Raw genomic sequence first — 16705 nt, forward strand, 5'->3', positions numbered from 1 at the left:
GCGATGCGCAGGGCGATCCTCTTCCCGAAGGTGGTCGAGGCTCGGCGCATGCGCGTCTACGAGACGTTCACGGTGCAGTTCGAGCGGGCTGCCAAGGAGGTAGCCCGGCTGGACGGTGACCCCACTCTCGCCTCCGTGTACGTCTCCCGGTCCACCTGGGACCGGTGGATGGTCGGAGACATCAAGGGGCTGCCGCGGCGCCCAACTTGCCGGATCCTGGAGCACCTTCTCGTCGAGACGGCTGAGCGGCTGTTCGGGCCGGCCGAGCCGGACGCCCACCAGCGGGCCGAGACCGGGGCAGCGGCAAGCGGCGAACGCTCGCTGGGAAATCTCGGGTTGTCACCGCACGTCGCCGCTATGGAGTCGTTCCGGCTCGCGGACCGCCAACTCGGTGGAGGCCACGTCTACCGGTCTGTGGTGCACTACCTCAACACCGTCGTCGCCCCGGGCCTCTTCAGTGCGACGGACCAACGTGAGAATGGCGAGGTCGCGTTCGGGGCGGCGGTCGTGCTCACGGAGATGGCGGCGTGGATGGCTCACGATGTCGGACGGGACGACCTGGCCTCCGGGCACTTCAATCGCGCGCTGCGTCTGGCGCAGAGTCTTGTAGACGTGACCGCGGGCTCGAACGTGCTGGCGGGCATGAGCCACCTGGCCTTGCAGACCGAGCAGGTGAACGCCGCCGCTGACCTCGCCCGCAGCGGACTGGCACGACTTGCCGCCGGCCTCCGGGTCCCGGCCCTCTCGGCCCGCCTCCACGCCATGGAGGCCCGCGCGCTCGCCCAGCTCAACGAGGGACGCGACGCCCAGCGGGCTCTCGACTCGGCACGCAATGCCTTGGCTCTTGCGCGTTCCGTTCCAGCTTCGCACTGGGTGGCGCCGTTCGACGAAGCGGCGCTGGCCAGCGAGGCTGCCTCAGCGCTGCTGGATCTCGGCGAGCTCGACGCCGCGGCCCAGGAAGCGGAACGCGCCCTGGCGCTGCGCGACGCGAGCCGGGTCCGAAGCATGGCGTTCGGACAGGTCACACTGGCGCGGGTCTTGCTGGCGCAAAAGCAGGTCGACGCGGCCTGTCAGGTCGGCGTGGAGCTGCTGACCGCTGGCCAGTCGGTCACCTCTCTGCGGCTGAGCAGTCAACTCGACTCGCTGCAGGCCGAATTCGATCGGTACCGCCAGGTGCCCGAGGTCCGCGACCTGCTCTCGCGTATGGCCGCGGCTGCTCAGCACCGTAGATTGCTGCTCGGCAGTCTCGCGCTACCGGAAGGTCCGCAGTGAACGATGCCCCCAGGCCGGGAGACCCTGGCCGCAACGCCTACCTGGCCGAAGGCAACGCCAAGCAGGCCCGGAAGCGGGCGGCTGCCGATGCCCTGGTTCGAGACGGGGACGGCCGACTGCTTCTGGTGAACCCGACCTACAAGGACGGGTGGGATCTTCCCGGGGGCATGGCGGAGGCCAACGAGCCCCCCGATGCCGCTCTTCGCCGGGAACTCCGCGAGGAGCTCGGCCTCGACATCACCAGCCTGCGGTTCCTGTGCGTCGACTGGGTCGAACCGCATGGCCCATGGGACGACTACCTCGGCTTCGTCTTCGACGCCGGCGTTCTGTCACCCGAACAGGCCGCCAAGCTGAAGCCTTGCGACGAAGAGATCTCCGAGCACGGCTTCTTCGACGTCACCGAGGCGCTGCGTCTGCTGCCGGACCGGCAGCGGGCCCGAGCGCAACAAGCCTTGAAGGTGCTGGACGACGGGATTCCGCGCTACCTCCGCAACGGGGTGCCCTGCTGAACGGGGACGGCTGCGCGCCCGTCTCGGCTGGTCACCTCCACGGAGAGGCTACGGTCCTCGGTAGGGCTCACCGTGCTTCGGATGCGGCGGAAGACCTCCTCGATCACCGTCAGGTCCTTGGCGCACAGGGGCTGGCCGAGAGAGTCAAAGTACCGGCCGACTTGTTGCCGATCGCCCACGCCGACGATCACCACTGCGTTCTGCACCTGGTGAAGGATGAACCGTAAGGCCACCCGCAGCAGGGCATCAGCGGACGAGCCAAACCGGTCGGTCAGTACGGCGAGGCCGTGCGTGATAGAAGATGTCTGCATGTCCGTTCGGTCGTCCGCCAGGCCCTCCGTCCGCGGGCGGCGGCCGGCGAGGACGCCGTTGGCCAGCGGAGAGGCGACCAGCAGGCCGACGCCGCGGCGGGCGGTGAAGACGCCGAGGTCCTCGCCGTCTCCGAGATCGGCCAGCGGGAGCAAGCCGCTCGCCTGCGTCCAGACCACGTCGGGGCGAATCTGGTCGAAGAGGTCCAGGAAGCGGCGGATAAAACGGGCCGAGGAGCGGCCATCCGGGCCGCGCAGACCGATCGCTCGTATCTGGCCCAGATCCCGTAGCACGTGCATCTGCTCGATGACAGGGCCGAGGTAGCGGTCGCCGTTGCCGAAGTCGTACGACTCAAGGGTGTAGACGGCGAGTTCGTCGAGGTAGAGGTTCTCCAGAGTCTGTTCGAGCTGGTGCCGCAGGCGCGGACCGGCGTACGGGTGGGGAGCAGAGCCCCGGACTCGGCCAACCGTGCTGGATACCCGCACGTTGTGGCCCGGGTTCTCCTTGAGGATCTTGCCGATGAGCCGCTCGGCGTGGCCGTACCGGTGGCTGTCTGCCGTGTCGATGAGTTCCACACCGGACTCCACGGCGCGGCGCAGCCCGTCGAGCAGTTGAGCGTCGTCCGGCTGAACGGCGGTCTGGGCCCACCGGGAGGTGCCTGTGCCGATGCCCACAGGGCCCAAGAGCAAGTCCCGAGCCACGGGGCGGTGGGTGAGATCATTCGGCAGCATCAGTATGTGTCACCCGCTCGATGCAGAAAGACCGCGACGACTCGTTTCCCCGCGTCGTCGTACTGAACCCGCCAGGCACTTGCCAGTGCGTTAACCAGAAACAAGCCTCTCCCGTCCACATCGTCATCGTCGGCCCGTCCCGGATTCCGTGGCACCGCGGCCGTGTCCCGGCCGCCGTCGCGGACCTGGACAACCGTCCCCCACGGGTACAGATCGAGGGAGATGCCGAGGGCCTCTCCGGCGTGCTCGAGGGCGTTGCCCACCAGTTCGTCGGCGACCAGCACCACGTCGTCCTTGTACTCCTCGTCGGGGGTCTCCGTGAGCGCGCTGCGGACTATGCGGCGGGCGGCGCTCTGCGGCGCGTCGAGGCCGCGGAGGTCGAGCGCGGCATGCTTCACGGGGCTGCCGGCGGCGCGGCCTTGGCCGCGCGCCAAGGCCGTACTGGTGGGACCAAGCACGGGATCACTCCTCGCTGCGTTCGCGATGCCCGGGGAAACGGACTGGCAAGTCCTGGCGAATACCGTGGCCCATCACGCAGCGCTGGCGACAGCGAAACGGACCCCCACTTCTCCCCACTTCGCCGCCGGGCTCGCGAACTTACCGAGGCGGGACGACAGTCACAGAGGAAAGGATCCGCACAAAGGATCGGGATTTGCGCAGTCCCCCAGCACTGCGACCACGAACAAGGCGTCCTTTGCGCCCCGAGTCTGACCGCGTGCTGACGCCGACAGGAGTGCCGAGAGCGGCTTTTAGCTGGCAGAACGCAAATGAGGGGGGACCCTTCAGCCCCACTATCCCACCCGCGAGCGCGCCTATCACCGTTCACGCATTTCAGTCAAGCACTTCCAGTGAAGTGGGGTGAAGTGGGGGCGGCGCGGCCGGCCTCTAGCGGTGGGCCCTCACACAAGCCTCGACACACTGATTAATGACCGAATTCACCCCTTTTGCCTGCGGGGCCGGTGACGCGTGGGCGAAATCCCGACTGTGCTCGCCGATGTCGAAGTGGGGAGAAGTGGGGGTCCGTTTTCGCTACCGACAACGCCCCCAAGGGGCAACGCTATTCACAGGTTCACGCAACGCCAGGCACACGTAATTCGGCTGGACAGCTCCGCCTGCCACCCGTTGTCTGCCGCGGCGAGGGCTTCCGCCGCGGCAGCCGGTCTCTTCCCTCGTCAACCCGCCCGTGCCATCCCCTCCAGCTCCGCTTCCCCCAAGGATTCGCCATGTGCCAGCACAAGCCCGCCTGCCCCTCCGCCCAGGCCACGGACCGCGAGGCCGCCACCGTGGTCTCGGCGCACCCGGACCAGGGCTGGTCGCTTCTGTGCAACGGCGTGGTGCTCTTCGATGACACCGGCGAGATCCTTCCCGACGGGAAGATCGTCGCCCCTCGTCGAGTGACCGGCGCCGTGGCGTGTGCCGCCGCATGACCAGCCATCGGTACATGCAGGGTGGCCTTCCGGTGCCGTACGTGACCGCGTGGACCGCGGAGACGCACACGGTGCCCACCGTGGTCCTGCACCGCACCAGGCAAGGAATCGGCTACGCGGACGAAATGCCGTACGACCGCGACATGGAAGGCGTGCTGTGGATCCGGCAGGCCATCGCTCCGGGATCCGGCAGGGCGTTGTTCCCGACCGTCCATGCTCTGCGCCAGCGGCGGGCGATCAGCCGAATGCTGTGTCAGGTGTGCGGCGCCGACACCCTGGAGCAGGACCCGGAGCGGCAGTTGTTCCTCCTCAAGAACGTCGGCCGGCCGGTGGGCAAGGGAGAGCTGACCACCGCCGCACCGGTCTGCCCGCCGTGCGCGCTCATCGCGGTCAGGCACTGCCCGCATCTGCGCAAGCACGTCGCGGCCTGGGTCGAGCGGCCGGTGAACTGGGGAGTCACGGGCATTCCGTACGACCGACGCACTCTGCTGCCCGTTCCCGGCGACGACCTCGCCATGGTCGCCTACGACGACCCCGCGATCCGCTGGCTCGTGGCCACACGTCAGGTGCTGTCGCTCGAAGGCTGTACCGCTGTGGACCTGAGCGACCTGAGCGCGACAGCCGGTGCCCGATGACCGAGGTGTCGACGTGCCCGTCCCCCGGTATCCGGCCGCGCTCGCCGGGACTTCGGGCCCGTCCGCCCCGTGCACCGCCGTGGCGTCGGACGAGCCGCACATCACCCCCTGCTACCCACCCGCGCTCCCTGCCCCCGCAGGCATCGGGGCGCCCGCACCTACTGAGACGGATATTCCATGGCTGGGCGTATCGAGGACTACGCACTCATCGGGGACATGCAGACCGCCGCCCTGGTATGCCGGGACGGCAGCGTGGACTGGTTGTGCCTGCCCCGCTTCGACTCCCCGTCGGTCTTCGCCGGGCTGCTCGGCACCAAGGAGAACGGCTTCTGGCGTCTGGGACCGGCCTGCGCCGACGGGGTGAAACCGCCGACCGCCGACCGGCGGAACTACGACGGGGACTCGCTGATCCTCCGCTCAGAGTGGGACACCCTCCAGGGCACCGTACGCGTCACGGATTTCATGCCGCCACGGGACGGCGCCCCTCAGCTGGTCCGGATCGTCGAGGGCCTGAGCGGCCAGGTGAAGATGCGCTCCGCGCTGCGGATGCGGTTCTCCTACGGCCGCGTGACGCCGTGGGTGAACCAAGTCGGTGCCCGCACCGCGGCCGTGGCCGGGCCCGACTCGGTCTGGCTCGACGCCTCAGTGGCCTCGCGGGGTGAAGACCGCACGACTTATTCCGACTTCACCGTTCGGGCTGGCGAGCGGATCGCCTTCACCATCAGCTGGCAGCCCTCCCACAAGGGCGAGCCCCCGCTCCCGGAGCCGCATTCGGCGCTGCAGACGACCGCCGAATTCTGGCGCGAGTGGGTCGGCCAGTGCACGTACAGCGGTCCGTACCGCGATGCGGTGGTCCGCTCGCTGATCACACTGAAGGCGCTCACCTACGCCCCGACCGGCGGGATCGTTGCCGCCCCGACCACCTCCCTGCCGGAGGAGATCGGCGGGGTGCGGAACTGGGACTACCGGTACACCTGGCTGCGGGATGCGGCCATCACGCTCTCCTCGATGTTGCGCACCGGCTACCGCGAGGAGGCGCGCGCCTGGCGGGACTGGCTGCTGCGGGCGGTGGCCGGGGACCCGGAGAACATGCAGATCATGTACGGCATCGCCGGCGAGCGCGAGCTCGCCGAGGCGGAGCTGGATTGGCTGGACGGGTACGAGGGCTCTACCCCGGTCCGTATCGGCAACGGAGCTGCCGGCCAACTCCAGTTGGACGTCTACGGCGAGACCGTCGAGGCGCTGCACCTGGCCGAGGAGGCAGGGCTGGCGCCGAACGACCACACGGCTGCCCTGCAACTCAAGATGATCGCCTACCTGCAGGACCACTGGAGGGAGCCGGACGAGGGCATCTGGGAGATCCGCGGCCCGCGTCGGCACTTCGTCCACTCCAAGGTGATGGCCTGGGTCGCCGTCGACCGCACCATCAAGCTGATCGAGGCCGGGCGCGCGGTCGGGCCGCTCCAGCAGTGGCGCGAGCTGCGGGATGACATCCACCGGGACGTCTGCGAAAAGGGCTTCGACCAGGAGCGGAACACGTTCACCCAGGCGTACGGCTCCCGCGAGCTGGACGCCTCGTTGTTGCTGATCCCCCAGGTCGGCTTCCTGCCGCCCGAGGACAAACGCGTCATCGGCACGGTCGAGGCGATCCAGCGGGAACTGTCGACCAAGGACGGGTTCATCCTGCGGTACCGCACCGCCGGCCCGAAGGCGGGTCTGGACGGGCTGTCCGGTGACGAGGGCGCCTTCCTGGCCTGCTCCTTCTGGATGGCCGACGACCTCGCCATGATCGGCCGCGTCGACAAGGCGCAACAGCTGTTCGAGAAGCTCTTGGCCCTGCGCAACGACCTGGGATTGCTCGCCGAGGAGTGGGACCCGCGGCTCAAGCGCCAGGTTGGGAACTTCCCTCAGGCGTTCAGTCACGTGCCGTTGATCGACACGGCGCTGCGGCTCCAGCGCGCCCGTTCTCTTGCGGAGGCGGCATGAACCCGCAAAATCCGAGGGTTTTCGATCTGTTCCGCGCCTGCGCCGGCCCGGAACCAAGGCTGTTCCCCGTGGGTGCCCGCTTCGAGGTCCTCACACTGCCCGAGGGCGCTGTCCGGGCGGTGATCGGAGTGCTGGCCCACAACGAGCCGCATCCGGTCGGCGCGGCCATCGCCGCCGACGGCGGGTGGAGCCTGCCGCTCCCGCCCGGCTCCCACTGGGAGGTGTGGCCGCCCGGAGCGAAATACCAGAACACGGGCTTGTTGGTGGTGCCGCCGGTGATCGGAACCCAGAACGGCTCGCCGCGGTGGGCGAGGTTCGGCAACGCGGCCGGACGCGCATTCACGGCCCCGCTCCTTCTGAGTCTGGCACTGGCCGCGATCAGCGCGCACGAGGAAAACGACAGCGGTCCGGCGACGGTGCCGCCCCGCGTTCCGACACCCGAACTCGTATGAGGACCTGACCTGATGACCGCCCCGATACAGGACGCCGCGCTTGCCCTGCTCGCGCCGGGCTTCGTCTGCGCGACCGTTGCCGCCGTCCGCTACCGCCGGACAGCACACAGCCACGCCACCGACAAGACAGAACTGGAGGAGGTCCTCCAACGAGCGCAGAGCCTTTCCGCTCTGCGGGACCAGGAGATACAGCACCTGGCCACGCACAGGCTTCCCGCGGTGGCCGGGGAGCTATGGGGCGGCTCCGGTGGCGACGCTGGGCAGCCGCTCCACCCTGAGCTGGCTGGCACCGCGTTCGCCCAGGCCGAGAAAGAGATCCTTCAATACTTCGGCACCCTTGCGGAGCAGGCGTCCACTCGCGCGGAGCGGGCTGCCCAGGCTGCCGTGCAGTCCGTGACACGAGCGCTCCAGGCGCTGGTGTACGAGCAGCAGCGGGCGATCAGCTCGATGATCGACCATCACGACGACGAGAAGGTCCTGGCCGACGCCTACGAGATCGACCACGCCTGCAGTCAGCTCGCCCGCAAGGCCCAGATCGTCGGTCTCCTGGCCGGCGCGTGGCCGGGACGACAGCGGGACGACACCCCGTTGCTGGACGTCGTGCGCGGGGCCGAGTCGCGCATCAAGGATTACCGCCGGGTGCGGATCACCGGGGAGCCCACTGAGTACGTCGGCAGCACCGTCATCGAGCCGGTCGTCCTGGCCGTGGCCGAACTCCTGGACAACGCCGCCCGCAACTCGCAGCCGGGAACGACCGTGGAGGTGTACTTCGTCCACGCGCACAACGGCGTCAGCATCGTCATCGACGACGCCGGCATCGGGCTGACCCCGGAAACCCGCGCTGACGCCGCGCGGCTGCTGACCGGGAAGGAACCGGTACGCCTGACGCAGCTGCGCAACCCGCCCCGGCTCGGGTTCCTCGGCATCGGCGCGCTCGCCGAGCGCTACGGCTTCCACGTCTCCGTGGCACAGCAGTCCGACCACGGCGGCGTGCGCGCGATCGTCCACCTCCACCGCGGCCTCCTCGTGCCCGCCCCGGCACCGGCCGCACCGCAAGCGCAACTGCAGACGCCGCAGCCGAACACCGGCTTTGCCCCTTCCGGCTCTTCCCCGCACCCGCCGGAGGCTCCCCAGAACAGCGGCGCGTATCCGGTGGCCGACGACGGCCTGCCCATGCGCCGCCGCGCCAAGCGTGCGCACGGCCAGCCCGCCACCCAGCCCGCCACCCAGCCGCCAACCGACGGCGGACGCAACCTCGCCGCGTTCGTCCGCGGCACACGAGCTCCCCACAAGAACCCCACCGACGAGGAGAACACCCAGTGAGCGCCCCTTCCGCACCCTCCGCTGACCTGAGCTGGATCCTGGACGAGCTCGTCAACGTGCCGCACACCCGGCACGCGGTGCTGCTGTCCGCCGACGGCCTGCTGACCGCCGCCTCCTCCGGCGTCGACCGGGAGTTGGGCGAGACGGTCGCCGCGATCGCCTCGGGCATGCAGTCCCTCAGCCGCGCGGGGGCCGCCTTCGCCAGCGGTGACCCCAACTCGCCGTGGGAGCAGACGCTGACGCAGTTCGGTAACTCCTTCCTCGTCCTCATGGCCGCGGGCGACGGCAGTTACCTGGCCGTCGGCGCCGACCGGGACGCGGACATCGCGGATGTCTCCTACCGCATGCTCAAGACGATCGACCGCGTCGGTCAGACCCTGGGAATCGCGCCGCGGCAGGACCGGACCGGCAACGCGTGAACGGGCCCCGAGCCAGCGGCGGAGACCGGCTGGTCCGGGCCTACGTGGTCACCGGTGGCCGAACCGCCGCCGCGCGCAACCACTTCGACCACATCACCCTGATCAGCCTCTCCGCCTCCTCCCCCCAACTCGACCGCACCCGACTGACCCCCGAGCACCGGGGCGCTCTGGACCTGCTGTCCGTCAGCGCCTACTCGGTCGCCGAGCTCGGGGCGCACCTGGTCCTGCCGCTGAGCGTGATGCGGATCCTGCTGGCCGACCTCATGGAGTCCGGCCACATCACCACCCAACGACAGATCACCCAGACCACTGGGCTCGACATCAAGCTCCTGGAGGACGTCCTTGCCGGACTCCAACGCCTCTGACACCCGGGTGGCGCCGCCCCTGCGCGGCAACGAGCGCACAGCGAAGCTCCTGATCGCCGGCCACTTCGGCGCGGGCAAGACCACGCTCGTCCAGACCCTCTCCCAGATCACCCCGCTCAGCACCGAGGAAGTGATGACCAGCGCTGGCGTCGGCACCGACCACACCGACCTGCCGGGCAAGACCAAGACAACCGTCGCCATGGACTTCGGCCGGCTCTCGCTCAGCGACGACCTCGTGCTCTACCTGTTCGGCGCCCCCGGCCAGAAGCGGTTCTTCCCTGTCCTGCGGGACCTGTCCTTCGGCTCGCTCGGCGCGCTGGTCCTTACCGACACACGCCGCCTGACCGACACCTACCCGATCCTGGAGCTGATCGAGGGCCTCGCGCTGCCGTACGCCATCGCCGTCAACGCCTTCGACGACGCCCCGGTCCACACCGACGAGCGACTGCGCGAGGTCATGGACCTCGAGCCCTCGACACCGCTGGTGACGTGCGACGCGCGCGACAGACGCAGCTCCACCGACGCCCTGATCGTCCTGATGCGCCACCTGTTGTCCCTCGCCCCGGAGGCATCCCGTTGACCACGCCCCAGCCCGCATCCGGCCGCTGCCCCGCGCACGCCGGCGAGGCCGCCCGGCCCGACCGCCCCTTCCAGCCGCTGCCGATCTACGGTCCCGGGTTCAACGCCGACCCCCACGCCACCTACGCGCTGCTGCGCGCCCAGGGCCCGATCGCCCCGGTGGAGATCTCCCCCGGCGTATGGGGCTACCTGACCACCACCTACCGCTCGGCGCTGTACCTCCTGCGCAACACGCCGAACCGGTTCGCGAAGAACCCCCGCCACTGGCAGGCGCTGGCCAATGGCCAGGTCCCGCCCGACAGCCCGGCGCTAATGATGATGCAGCCGCGCGACAACGCGCTGTGGATGGACGGCCATGAGCACGCGCGGCTGCGCCACGCGATCACGGGGAGCCTGGCCCGCGTCGACACCCACGCCCTGGCGGCCACCGTCACCCAGATCGCCGACCAGCTCATCGACGCCTTCGCCCCGACCGGTGTCTGCGACCTGGTCGCCCAGTACGCGGACCCGCTGCCGATGCTGACGATGATCGAGGTGTTCGGCAGCCCGCCCGAGATCGGCCGACGCATCACCACCGCCATCGCCCGCCTGTTCGACACTGACCAGGACGCCGCGACGGCCAACGCCGACCTGGAAAACGCCTGCCTGGCGCTAACCCATCTGAAACGCGGAGCACCCCAGCGGGACGTCACCAGCTGGCTGATCGAGGCCAGTCTCAGCGACGAGGAGATGGTGCAGACGATCCTGCTGGTCATCGGGGCGGCCACCACCCCGAGTAGCAACCTGATCACGAACGCCGTCCAGCGGATCATCACCAACCCCCGGTTCGCCGGCAGCGTCCACGACGGCGTCCAGCCCGTCTCCGACGCCCTCGACGAAGTCCTGTGGACCGACCCCCCGGTCTCCAACTACAGCCCGCTGTACACGCTGGGCCAACAAACCTTCGAGGGCATGGTGCTCCAGCCCGGTTACCCCATCCTCGTCAGTTTCGCCGCGGCCAACGGCGACCCCTCCCTCGGCCTCGCCCCCACCTCCTACGCCGGCAACCGCGGGCACCTCGCCTTCAGCGCCGGCGTCCACGCCTGCCCCGCCCCCGACCTCGCCCGGATCATCGCGGAGACCGCCATCGAGCGCGCGCTCGACCGCCTGCCGCACCTAGCCCTGGCCACCACCCAGTTGATCCGCCGCCCCGGCACGTTCCACTCCGGCTTCACCGCTCTGCCCGTCCGCTTCCAGCCCGCAGCAGCCCTCGCCCCGACCGGAAGGTGACCGACATGACCGCGCAGACGCCCGCCCGCTGCCCGTACCGGATCGACGGAGCCGGCACCGACATCCACGCCGAGGCCACCACCCTGCGCGCCCTCGGGCCGGCCACCCACGTCGAGCTGCCCGGCGATGTGGCGGCCTGGAGCGTGACCGACCCCGACCTGATCCGACGGCTGCTCACCCACCCCGACATCTCCAAGGACGCCCACCGGCACTGGCCCGCGTTCATCAACGGGGAGATACCCGCCGACTGGCCGCTGCGGGTCTGGGTCGAGGTCCGCAACGCCCTGAGCGCTTACGGCAGCGAGCACACCCGTCTGCGCCGGCCGCTGGCGGCCGCGTTCAACCCGCGCCGGGTCCGCGCCCTTCGCCCGCAGATCACCTCGATCACCCGCCAGCTCCTGGACGAGCTCAGCGACACTGCCCCGGACGAGGTCGTCGACCTGCGGGCCCGCTTCGCCTGGCGGCTGCCGCTGCTCGTCGTCAACGTGATGCTCGGCGTCCCCGAGGAGCTCCACGACGGCTTCCGGGCCGCGATCGGTGCCCTGTTCGACACCTCCCGCAACGAGCAGGAGGCCGCCGCCGCGTACGCGGAGACGTACCGGCTGCTGAACCTGCTGGTGGAGACCAAGGGCAAGCAGCCGGACGACGACGTGACCTCCACGCTGATCGCCGACCATGACAGCGGGACGCTCAGCCGCCAGGAACTCCTGGACAGCCTCATGCTGGTCATCGGCGCCGGTCACGAGACCACCGTCAACCTCCTCGACCACGCCGTGGCCAACCTGCTCACCCACGCCGACCAGCACGCCCTGATCGCCTCCGGCAAGGCGGCCTGGGAAGAGGCCATCGAGGAGACGCTGCGGCACCAGGCGCCCATCGCCAGCATCATCATGCGGTTCCCCACCCGCGACATCGAGGACGAGCCGACCGGCCTGACCTTCCGGCAGGGCGACGCCATCGTCATCAACTACGCCGCGGGCGGCCGCGATCCGCACGTCCACGGCGCCAGCGCCGACGCCTTCGACATCACCCGCACCACCGCACGGGAGCACCTGGCGTTCGGCCACGGCCCGCACTTCTGCCCCGGCGCGCCGCTGGCCCGGCTGGAGGCCGCCATCGCCCTGCCCATGCTCTTCGACTCCTACCCGGACCTGCGCCTGGCCGTCGATCCGGAGGAGCTGAAGCCGCTGTCCTCCTTCATCTCCAACGGCCACCGGCATCTCCCCGTCCGCCTTCGACCCCCGGCCGATTCCTGACCACTCACCCCACCACCACGGCCTGTGGCCGGAAGGGAAGACGCATGGCTGCCACCCGCCGCTCAGTAACCGAGTTGACCACCTTGACGCCCACCGAGAAGCGCGTCGCCGAGAAGATCGCGGCCGGTCTCAGCAACCAGGAGGCGGCCGCCGAACTCGGGATGCAGCCCGGCACCCTGGGCCGGCACGTCATGAGCATCGGCCTCAAGTTCGGCGTCAGCTCCCGTCCGGCCAAGGTCCACGCGGCGCTGGCCAGCGGCCAGGCCCCCACTCCGGAAGCGCCGGACACCGTCCCGGCCTTCACCGAGGACGAACTGCTCCTGCTCCGCGCGGTCGCCACCAAATCGGATAACGACGAGATCGCCGCAGCCGCACGCATCGCCCCGGCCTTGGTGACGACCCGCATCCGCGACCTCGCCGACAAGGCCGGCGCGCTCAACTCCAGCCACCTAGTGGGCATGGCCCACGCCTGGCAGCTCCTGGACTCCGAGACGACCACGAAGCCGGACACCTCGGCCTCGCCGTCCCCGGCCATGCTGCCGGGCCATCGCGCCTCCGGAGGTACGCAGTGACGACGCCCGACCAGCACCAGCCGCAGCGGCCCGACCTCGCCCAGACCCTGATCCAGCGCGCTGAGGCCGCCAGTGAGAACCGGCGGGCCGCCCGTTCCACCGCCGCGACGCAGCAGGGGCCGACGGGGGCCGGCGCCGCGCTGCTCACGGACCAGGCCAACACCCAGGTGCTTGAGCGGATTGTGGCCGCCCACGGGTGGCCCGGCCGCAGCCTCGTCGGCGAGGAGGCTGCGCGGGCCGCGCTGACGCTCGCGCTGAACGCCGATCAAGACCCCCGTGCCCAGAACGGATTCCTCCGCGCGGTCCATGAGGCCGCCCGGCAACGCGAGGTGAGTGCGAGCCAATGGGCGCGCTTGTACGACCGGTCCCTGGCGCGCGACGGGAAACTGCAGGTCTACGGCACGCAGCACCGCCGTCGGCCCGACGGAGAGCTCGAGCTCTACCCGGTCCAGGGCCGCGATCAGCTCGACGTCCGGCGTGCACAGGTCGGGCTGCTCCCCCACGCAGAGCAGTTCCGGCTGCTGCGCGAACGCCTGGCGGGCGGGAGCGGTTCGTTACCGGTCCCGGTACCGGACCACGACGAGGACCTCGCCTTGGCCGGGAGTAATCCGTGAGCAGGGCCAGCGGCTGCAGCCGACTCGCACGGGCTCCGCCCCAGGGAGCCGCTGAACGCACGGAACCCAGCTGGTACCACTTCGATCTTTTCCCTGACTCCACCGGGATGGGGCGGCGCGATGATGAGTCCGAGATCAGAGAAGGCGGAGCGCAACGAGGTCTTACTCAAGCATCTGGAGACGCTGGACTGGTCGATCAGCGGCTTCGCACGCCGGATCGCCGCACGCTGTGAGGCGATCCGTTTGCCCTACGCAGTGGCCACTAGCACCGTCTCTCGGTGGTGCAAGGGCGCGACTCCCGGCGAGGACCTCGCAGCCGCCGCGTGCCATGTACTGTCGGCAGCGCTGCACCGGGTAGTGACGCCGGAGAGCTTAGGTTGGCCGTCCGACACCGGCCTGGTCGCGGTGCAATCGTTGGAATACCTGGACGTTCCCCACGCCGTACGCATGCTGTCGAAGCTGTGGGCCCTGGACGCCATGCGCCGGCGCAGCGTGGTCAAGAGCGCGTTCTCACCGAGCGTGTTTGGTCCCGCGTCGCGCGAGGCGCTCGTGATGCCGGCGGACGCCGCCATCGGTGGCCACGGGCAGCACAGGGTCACCGCAGCGGACATCGACCTGCTTGACGAGCAGACTCGGTTGTACGGCAAGCTGGACTCCCAACACGGCGGGGGCAAGTTCCGCAGTGTGTTCGCGTCGATGATGGACACGCACGCCACACCGATGTTGAACGGGAGCTTCTCCGCACGGACCGGTCGCCGACTGTACGGCAGCGTGGTGGACGCGGTTCTTGCTATGGCCTCGATGGCCTACGACGATCAGCTCCCCGGTTTGGCGCAGCGCTACGACCTTCAGGCGATGCGGCTGGCCCAGGCGATCGGCGACCGCGCCCGCATCACTCGGGTCCACATCCACCAAGCCCGGCTGGCGGCAACGCAGGGCGGGCAGGCGGATGTGCTCGCTCACGCGCGCAGTGCTGTGCTGGCGGCCGAGGGAGCGCCTCCCCTCGTCAGGGCCTATGCGTGCGTGACCGAAGCTCGAGCATGGGCGCTGAACGGACAGCCGGATCAGGTCGTGGCGGCGGTGAAGCGGGCCCGCGAGTTCTTCGCCCGCGCGCAGAGCAGCACCGGTCCGGCCTGGCTGGAGTGGTTCGACTTCCGTGAGCTGGAGGGACAGACGGCGTGGGCGTTTGCCGTTGCCGGGCTGGCCGAACAGGGGGCGCAGGCCCTGAAGGAGGCGTCGGTCCTTTCATCGGACCGGACACGCGACACGGTGGAACTCCTGATTACCGAGGCCGAACTGGCGCGGCTGCGCGGTGACTCGGCCGAGCACGCGGCAGTGGCGAAGCGCGCCTCCCAGGCGTCCCAGCATCTGATGAGCCGTCGGCTCTCCGAGCGCCTCGACCGCCTGAAGGCGGGCGAGCCGCTGCGAGGCTTCTGACCACCTTGGCCCGCACTGGAGACACATCTGGTTCTGTTCACGAGCTCCGGCTCCGACGGCAGATGTGCACGACTTCGGGAGGCGCCCCGCCCGGGCGGTGGTCGATGTTCACCAGAACGGGAGGCACCTTGTCGTCGCTCCCCCAGCCGGGTAGAGGTAGGTGTCGGCCGGGGCACGCGCCGATTTCAGCGCGCCCCATAGAGTGGTCTGATGTTCGATCGTTTGGAGATCTGGGTGTTGCCGCCGGGACCCCGGTTCGCTGCCCAGTTGCGTTCTGGGGTCAACAGCGAGGACGTGATCGAAGGGGCGGTCGACGAGGGCGGCCGTGGGCCGTTCGCGGCTGACGTGCTGCCTGCTGGCAGGCTCTCCGGGCGTGAGTAGTTCGGTGGCACGCCGGGCCTCGCGTGCGGCGCACACTCGCGATTGGTCAGCCTGCGGGTCAAATGCGGTTCGCAGGGTGGTAGCTGAGCTGCATGGGCGTGATCGTTCTCATCGGCACTTTCTGTACCGGAACTACCCACGCCCGGGGAGCCCCGCGAGTTCGCGAAGACTGAAGGGCTCCCGGCGGGAACCCGCAGGTCTGTCGCTGTGCCTCGCGACGTGGAATCCGTGAGTTCGTGGTGAAGTCGCGGGCCGGTGCGAGGACGGCAGCAAGTGGACGTAGCAGGTTGGGCCACGCGGTCAGGACTGGCCGGGGTGGCTGAGTCGTGCCGTCTCTCCGCCGAATGGAAGGTGCGTGACTCGGCTGGCGAGGAGCCAGGTGTCCTCGACCTTCCGGAACGTGTCCTCGTAGTGGCCCACGTTCGCGGGGAGCCTCGGGGGCACCATGCCGTCGGTATAGCCGTCGACTCGGTAAGTGGCGAAGTAAGAGGTGGCGGTGGCCGTCGACACGGAGTTCACCGTGACCAAGATGTTCGTAGACATGCGGCGTGACAGCCGGTCCTTGGGTCGCGAACCGAAGTAGCTGCGGAGCGCCTCACGCCCTTCCACCTTGCGGTCGCCGTGAGGCCACTCCCACACCCCGTCAGGCGTGAAGAGGTCCGCGACACTGCTCGGATCTCCCAGGTCAAGACGACGCACGAACTCGACGATCAGACGCTCACAGGCTCGCTCCGCGAAGAGACGTTCCATCGGGTCAAGGGCTTCAGTCGACATCATCAATTGCTACCAGCCCTCTATGGGGCACCGCGATAGCTTTTTGGCTCCTGGTTCCCACGGCCCTGAACGCGGCATCATCTTCGACGTGGCACGACGGTCAGAGCCGCTCGACGGGTCGCTCCAGGAGTCGGCGGGCGGAGTCCGCGTAGCGCATCGCGGTCTTCTCGTCGAGCCCGAACACCTCGGCGAGGTGGAGCGGATCGGGCCCGTGGGTCAGGGCTTCTTCGAGTTGCCGGTCGACGCGGAGCCGCTCCAGTGTCGCGTCCTGTCCGCGCATCGAAGCGCTGATCCAGTGGTTGCTCGCGCGGCTGGTCTTGGTAGCGGTCTGGTTGTTGATCAGCAGGTGGAGGTTCGCGGTGTTCGGCCACCGGTTTCGCCGGTGCTCCAGCCAG

At 69.5% G+C, this 16705-nt stretch carries 19 protein-coding genes and 1 pseudogene; 16 read left to right on the plus strand and 4 right to left on the minus strand.

Annotation, left to right across the window (positions count from 1 at the left end; translation table 11 throughout):
* Positions 1-3: 3 nt before the first annotated feature.
* Both MXD57_RS06865 and MXD57_RS06870 read left to right on the plus strand, forming a co-directional pair.
* Positions 4-1272 (plus strand): hypothetical protein, encoded by a 1269-nt coding sequence (locus MXD57_RS06865; RefSeq protein WP_250400399.1) that lies wholly within the window; start codon positions 4-6, stop codon positions 1270-1272.
* Positions 1269-1781, plus strand: coding sequence for an NUDIX domain-containing protein (locus MXD57_RS06870; RefSeq protein WP_250400400.1), 513 nt, complete (start codon positions 1269-1271; stop codon positions 1779-1781). Before MXD57_RS06865 ends, MXD57_RS06870 begins: the two co-directional genes overlap by 4 nt.
* Here the strand turns inward: MXD57_RS06870 and MXD57_RS06875 are convergent.
* Together MXD57_RS06875 and MXD57_RS06880 are read right to left on the minus strand one after the other, a co-directional pair.
* A complete protein-coding gene (locus MXD57_RS06875; RefSeq protein ID WP_250400401.1) occupies positions 1754-2764 on the minus strand; it encodes an aldo/keto reductase in 1011 nt (336 codons plus the stop codon). The genes MXD57_RS06870 and MXD57_RS06875 overlap by 28 nt on opposite strands.
* Before the next feature lie 56 nt (positions 2765-2820).
* Positions 2821-3279 (minus strand): ATP-binding protein, encoded by a 459-nt coding sequence (locus MXD57_RS06880; RefSeq protein ID WP_250400402.1) that lies wholly within the window; start codon positions 3277-3279, stop codon positions 2821-2823.
* Between the two features lie 765 nt (positions 3280-4044).
* Between MXD57_RS06880 and MXD57_RS06885 the strand changes: the two genes are divergently transcribed.
* From MXD57_RS06885 to MXD57_RS06950, 14 genes are all read left to right on the plus strand, one after another.
* Positions 4045-4248: a DUF5999 family protein gene (locus MXD57_RS06885; RefSeq protein WP_250400403.1), complete on the plus strand. Its 204-nt coding sequence runs from the start codon at positions 4045-4047 to the stop codon at positions 4246-4248.
* Positions 4245-4883: a hypothetical protein gene (locus MXD57_RS06890; protein WP_250400404.1), complete on the plus strand. Its 639-nt coding sequence runs from the start codon at positions 4245-4247 to the stop codon at positions 4881-4883. The genes MXD57_RS06885 and MXD57_RS06890 overlap by 4 nt, the downstream gene beginning before the upstream one ends.
* A gap of 177 nt (positions 4884-5060) precedes the next feature.
* Complete coding sequence (locus MXD57_RS06895) at positions 5061-6869, plus strand: glycoside hydrolase family 15 protein (protein WP_250400405.1); 1809 nt, start codon at positions 5061-5063, stop codon at positions 6867-6869.
* Between the two features lie 119 nt (positions 6870-6988).
* Entirely contained in the window at positions 6989-7321 is a 333-nt protein-coding gene (locus tag MXD57_RS06900) for a hypothetical protein (protein ID WP_250400406.1), read from the plus strand.
* Between the two features lie 12 nt (positions 7322-7333).
* Complete coding sequence (locus MXD57_RS06905) at positions 7334-8644, plus strand: ATP-binding protein (RefSeq protein WP_250400407.1); 1311 nt, start codon at positions 7334-7336, stop codon at positions 8642-8644.
* On the plus strand, positions 8641-9063 hold the full coding sequence (locus tag MXD57_RS06910) for a roadblock/LC7 domain-containing protein (protein WP_250400408.1): 423 nt from the start codon (positions 8641-8643) through the stop codon (positions 9061-9063). The genes MXD57_RS06905 and MXD57_RS06910 overlap by 4 nt, the downstream gene beginning before the upstream one ends.
* Complete coding sequence (locus MXD57_RS06915; RefSeq protein WP_250400409.1) at positions 9060-9428, plus strand: DUF742 domain-containing protein; 369 nt, start codon at positions 9060-9062, stop codon at positions 9426-9428. The genes MXD57_RS06910 and MXD57_RS06915 overlap by 4 nt, the downstream gene beginning before the upstream one ends.
* Complete coding sequence (locus tag MXD57_RS06920; protein WP_374114663.1) at positions 9406-10008, plus strand: GTP-binding protein; 603 nt, start codon at positions 9406-9408, stop codon at positions 10006-10008. Before MXD57_RS06915 ends, MXD57_RS06920 begins: the two co-directional genes overlap by 23 nt.
* Positions 10005-11276 (plus strand): cytochrome P450, encoded by a 1272-nt coding sequence (locus tag MXD57_RS06925; RefSeq protein ID WP_250400410.1) that lies wholly within the window; start codon positions 10005-10007, stop codon positions 11274-11276. The genes MXD57_RS06920 and MXD57_RS06925 overlap by 4 nt, the downstream gene beginning before the upstream one ends.
* A gap of 5 nt (positions 11277-11281) precedes the next feature.
* Positions 11282-12532 (plus strand): cytochrome P450 family protein, encoded by a 1251-nt coding sequence (locus MXD57_RS06930; RefSeq protein WP_250400411.1) that lies wholly within the window; start codon positions 11282-11284, stop codon positions 12530-12532.
* 44 nt (positions 12533-12576) lie between these two features.
* The gene (locus tag MXD57_RS06935; RefSeq protein ID WP_250400412.1) at positions 12577-13104 is read left to right on the plus strand and encodes a LuxR C-terminal-related transcriptional regulator; all 528 of its coding nucleotides are present in this window, start codon (positions 12577-12579) and stop codon (positions 13102-13104) included.
* Complete coding sequence (locus MXD57_RS06940) at positions 13101-13718, plus strand: DUF6624 domain-containing protein (RefSeq protein WP_250400413.1); 618 nt, start codon at positions 13101-13103, stop codon at positions 13716-13718. The genes MXD57_RS06935 and MXD57_RS06940 overlap by 4 nt, the downstream gene beginning before the upstream one ends.
* Positions 13719-13838: 120 nt before the next feature.
* A complete protein-coding gene (locus tag MXD57_RS06945) occupies positions 13839-15155 on the plus strand; it encodes a transcriptional regulator (protein ID WP_250400414.1) in 1317 nt (438 codons plus the stop codon).
* A gap of 210 nt (positions 15156-15365) precedes the next feature.
* Complete coding sequence (locus tag MXD57_RS06950; RefSeq protein WP_250400415.1) at positions 15366-15536, plus strand: hypothetical protein; 171 nt, start codon at positions 15366-15368, stop codon at positions 15534-15536.
* 300 nt (positions 15537-15836) lie between these two features.
* On the opposite strand, the gene MXD57_RS06955 is transcribed toward MXD57_RS06950, so the two are convergent.
* Both MXD57_RS06955 and MXD57_RS06960 read right to left on the minus strand, forming a co-directional pair.
* Positions 15837-16310 (minus strand): nuclear transport factor 2 family protein, encoded by a 474-nt coding sequence (locus MXD57_RS06955; protein ID WP_250400416.1) that lies wholly within the window; start codon positions 16308-16310, stop codon positions 15837-15839.
* Between the two features lie 100 nt (positions 16311-16410).
* Positions 16411-16705 (minus strand): annotated as a pseudogene (locus MXD57_RS06960) (hypothetical protein); the annotation flags it as partial.

Origin of the sequence: Streptomyces cellostaticus (assembly GCF_023630175.1) — a bacterium.
GTDB classification, from domain to species: Bacteria; Actinomycetota; Actinomycetes; order Streptomycetales; family Streptomycetaceae; genus Streptomyces; species Streptomyces cellostaticus_A.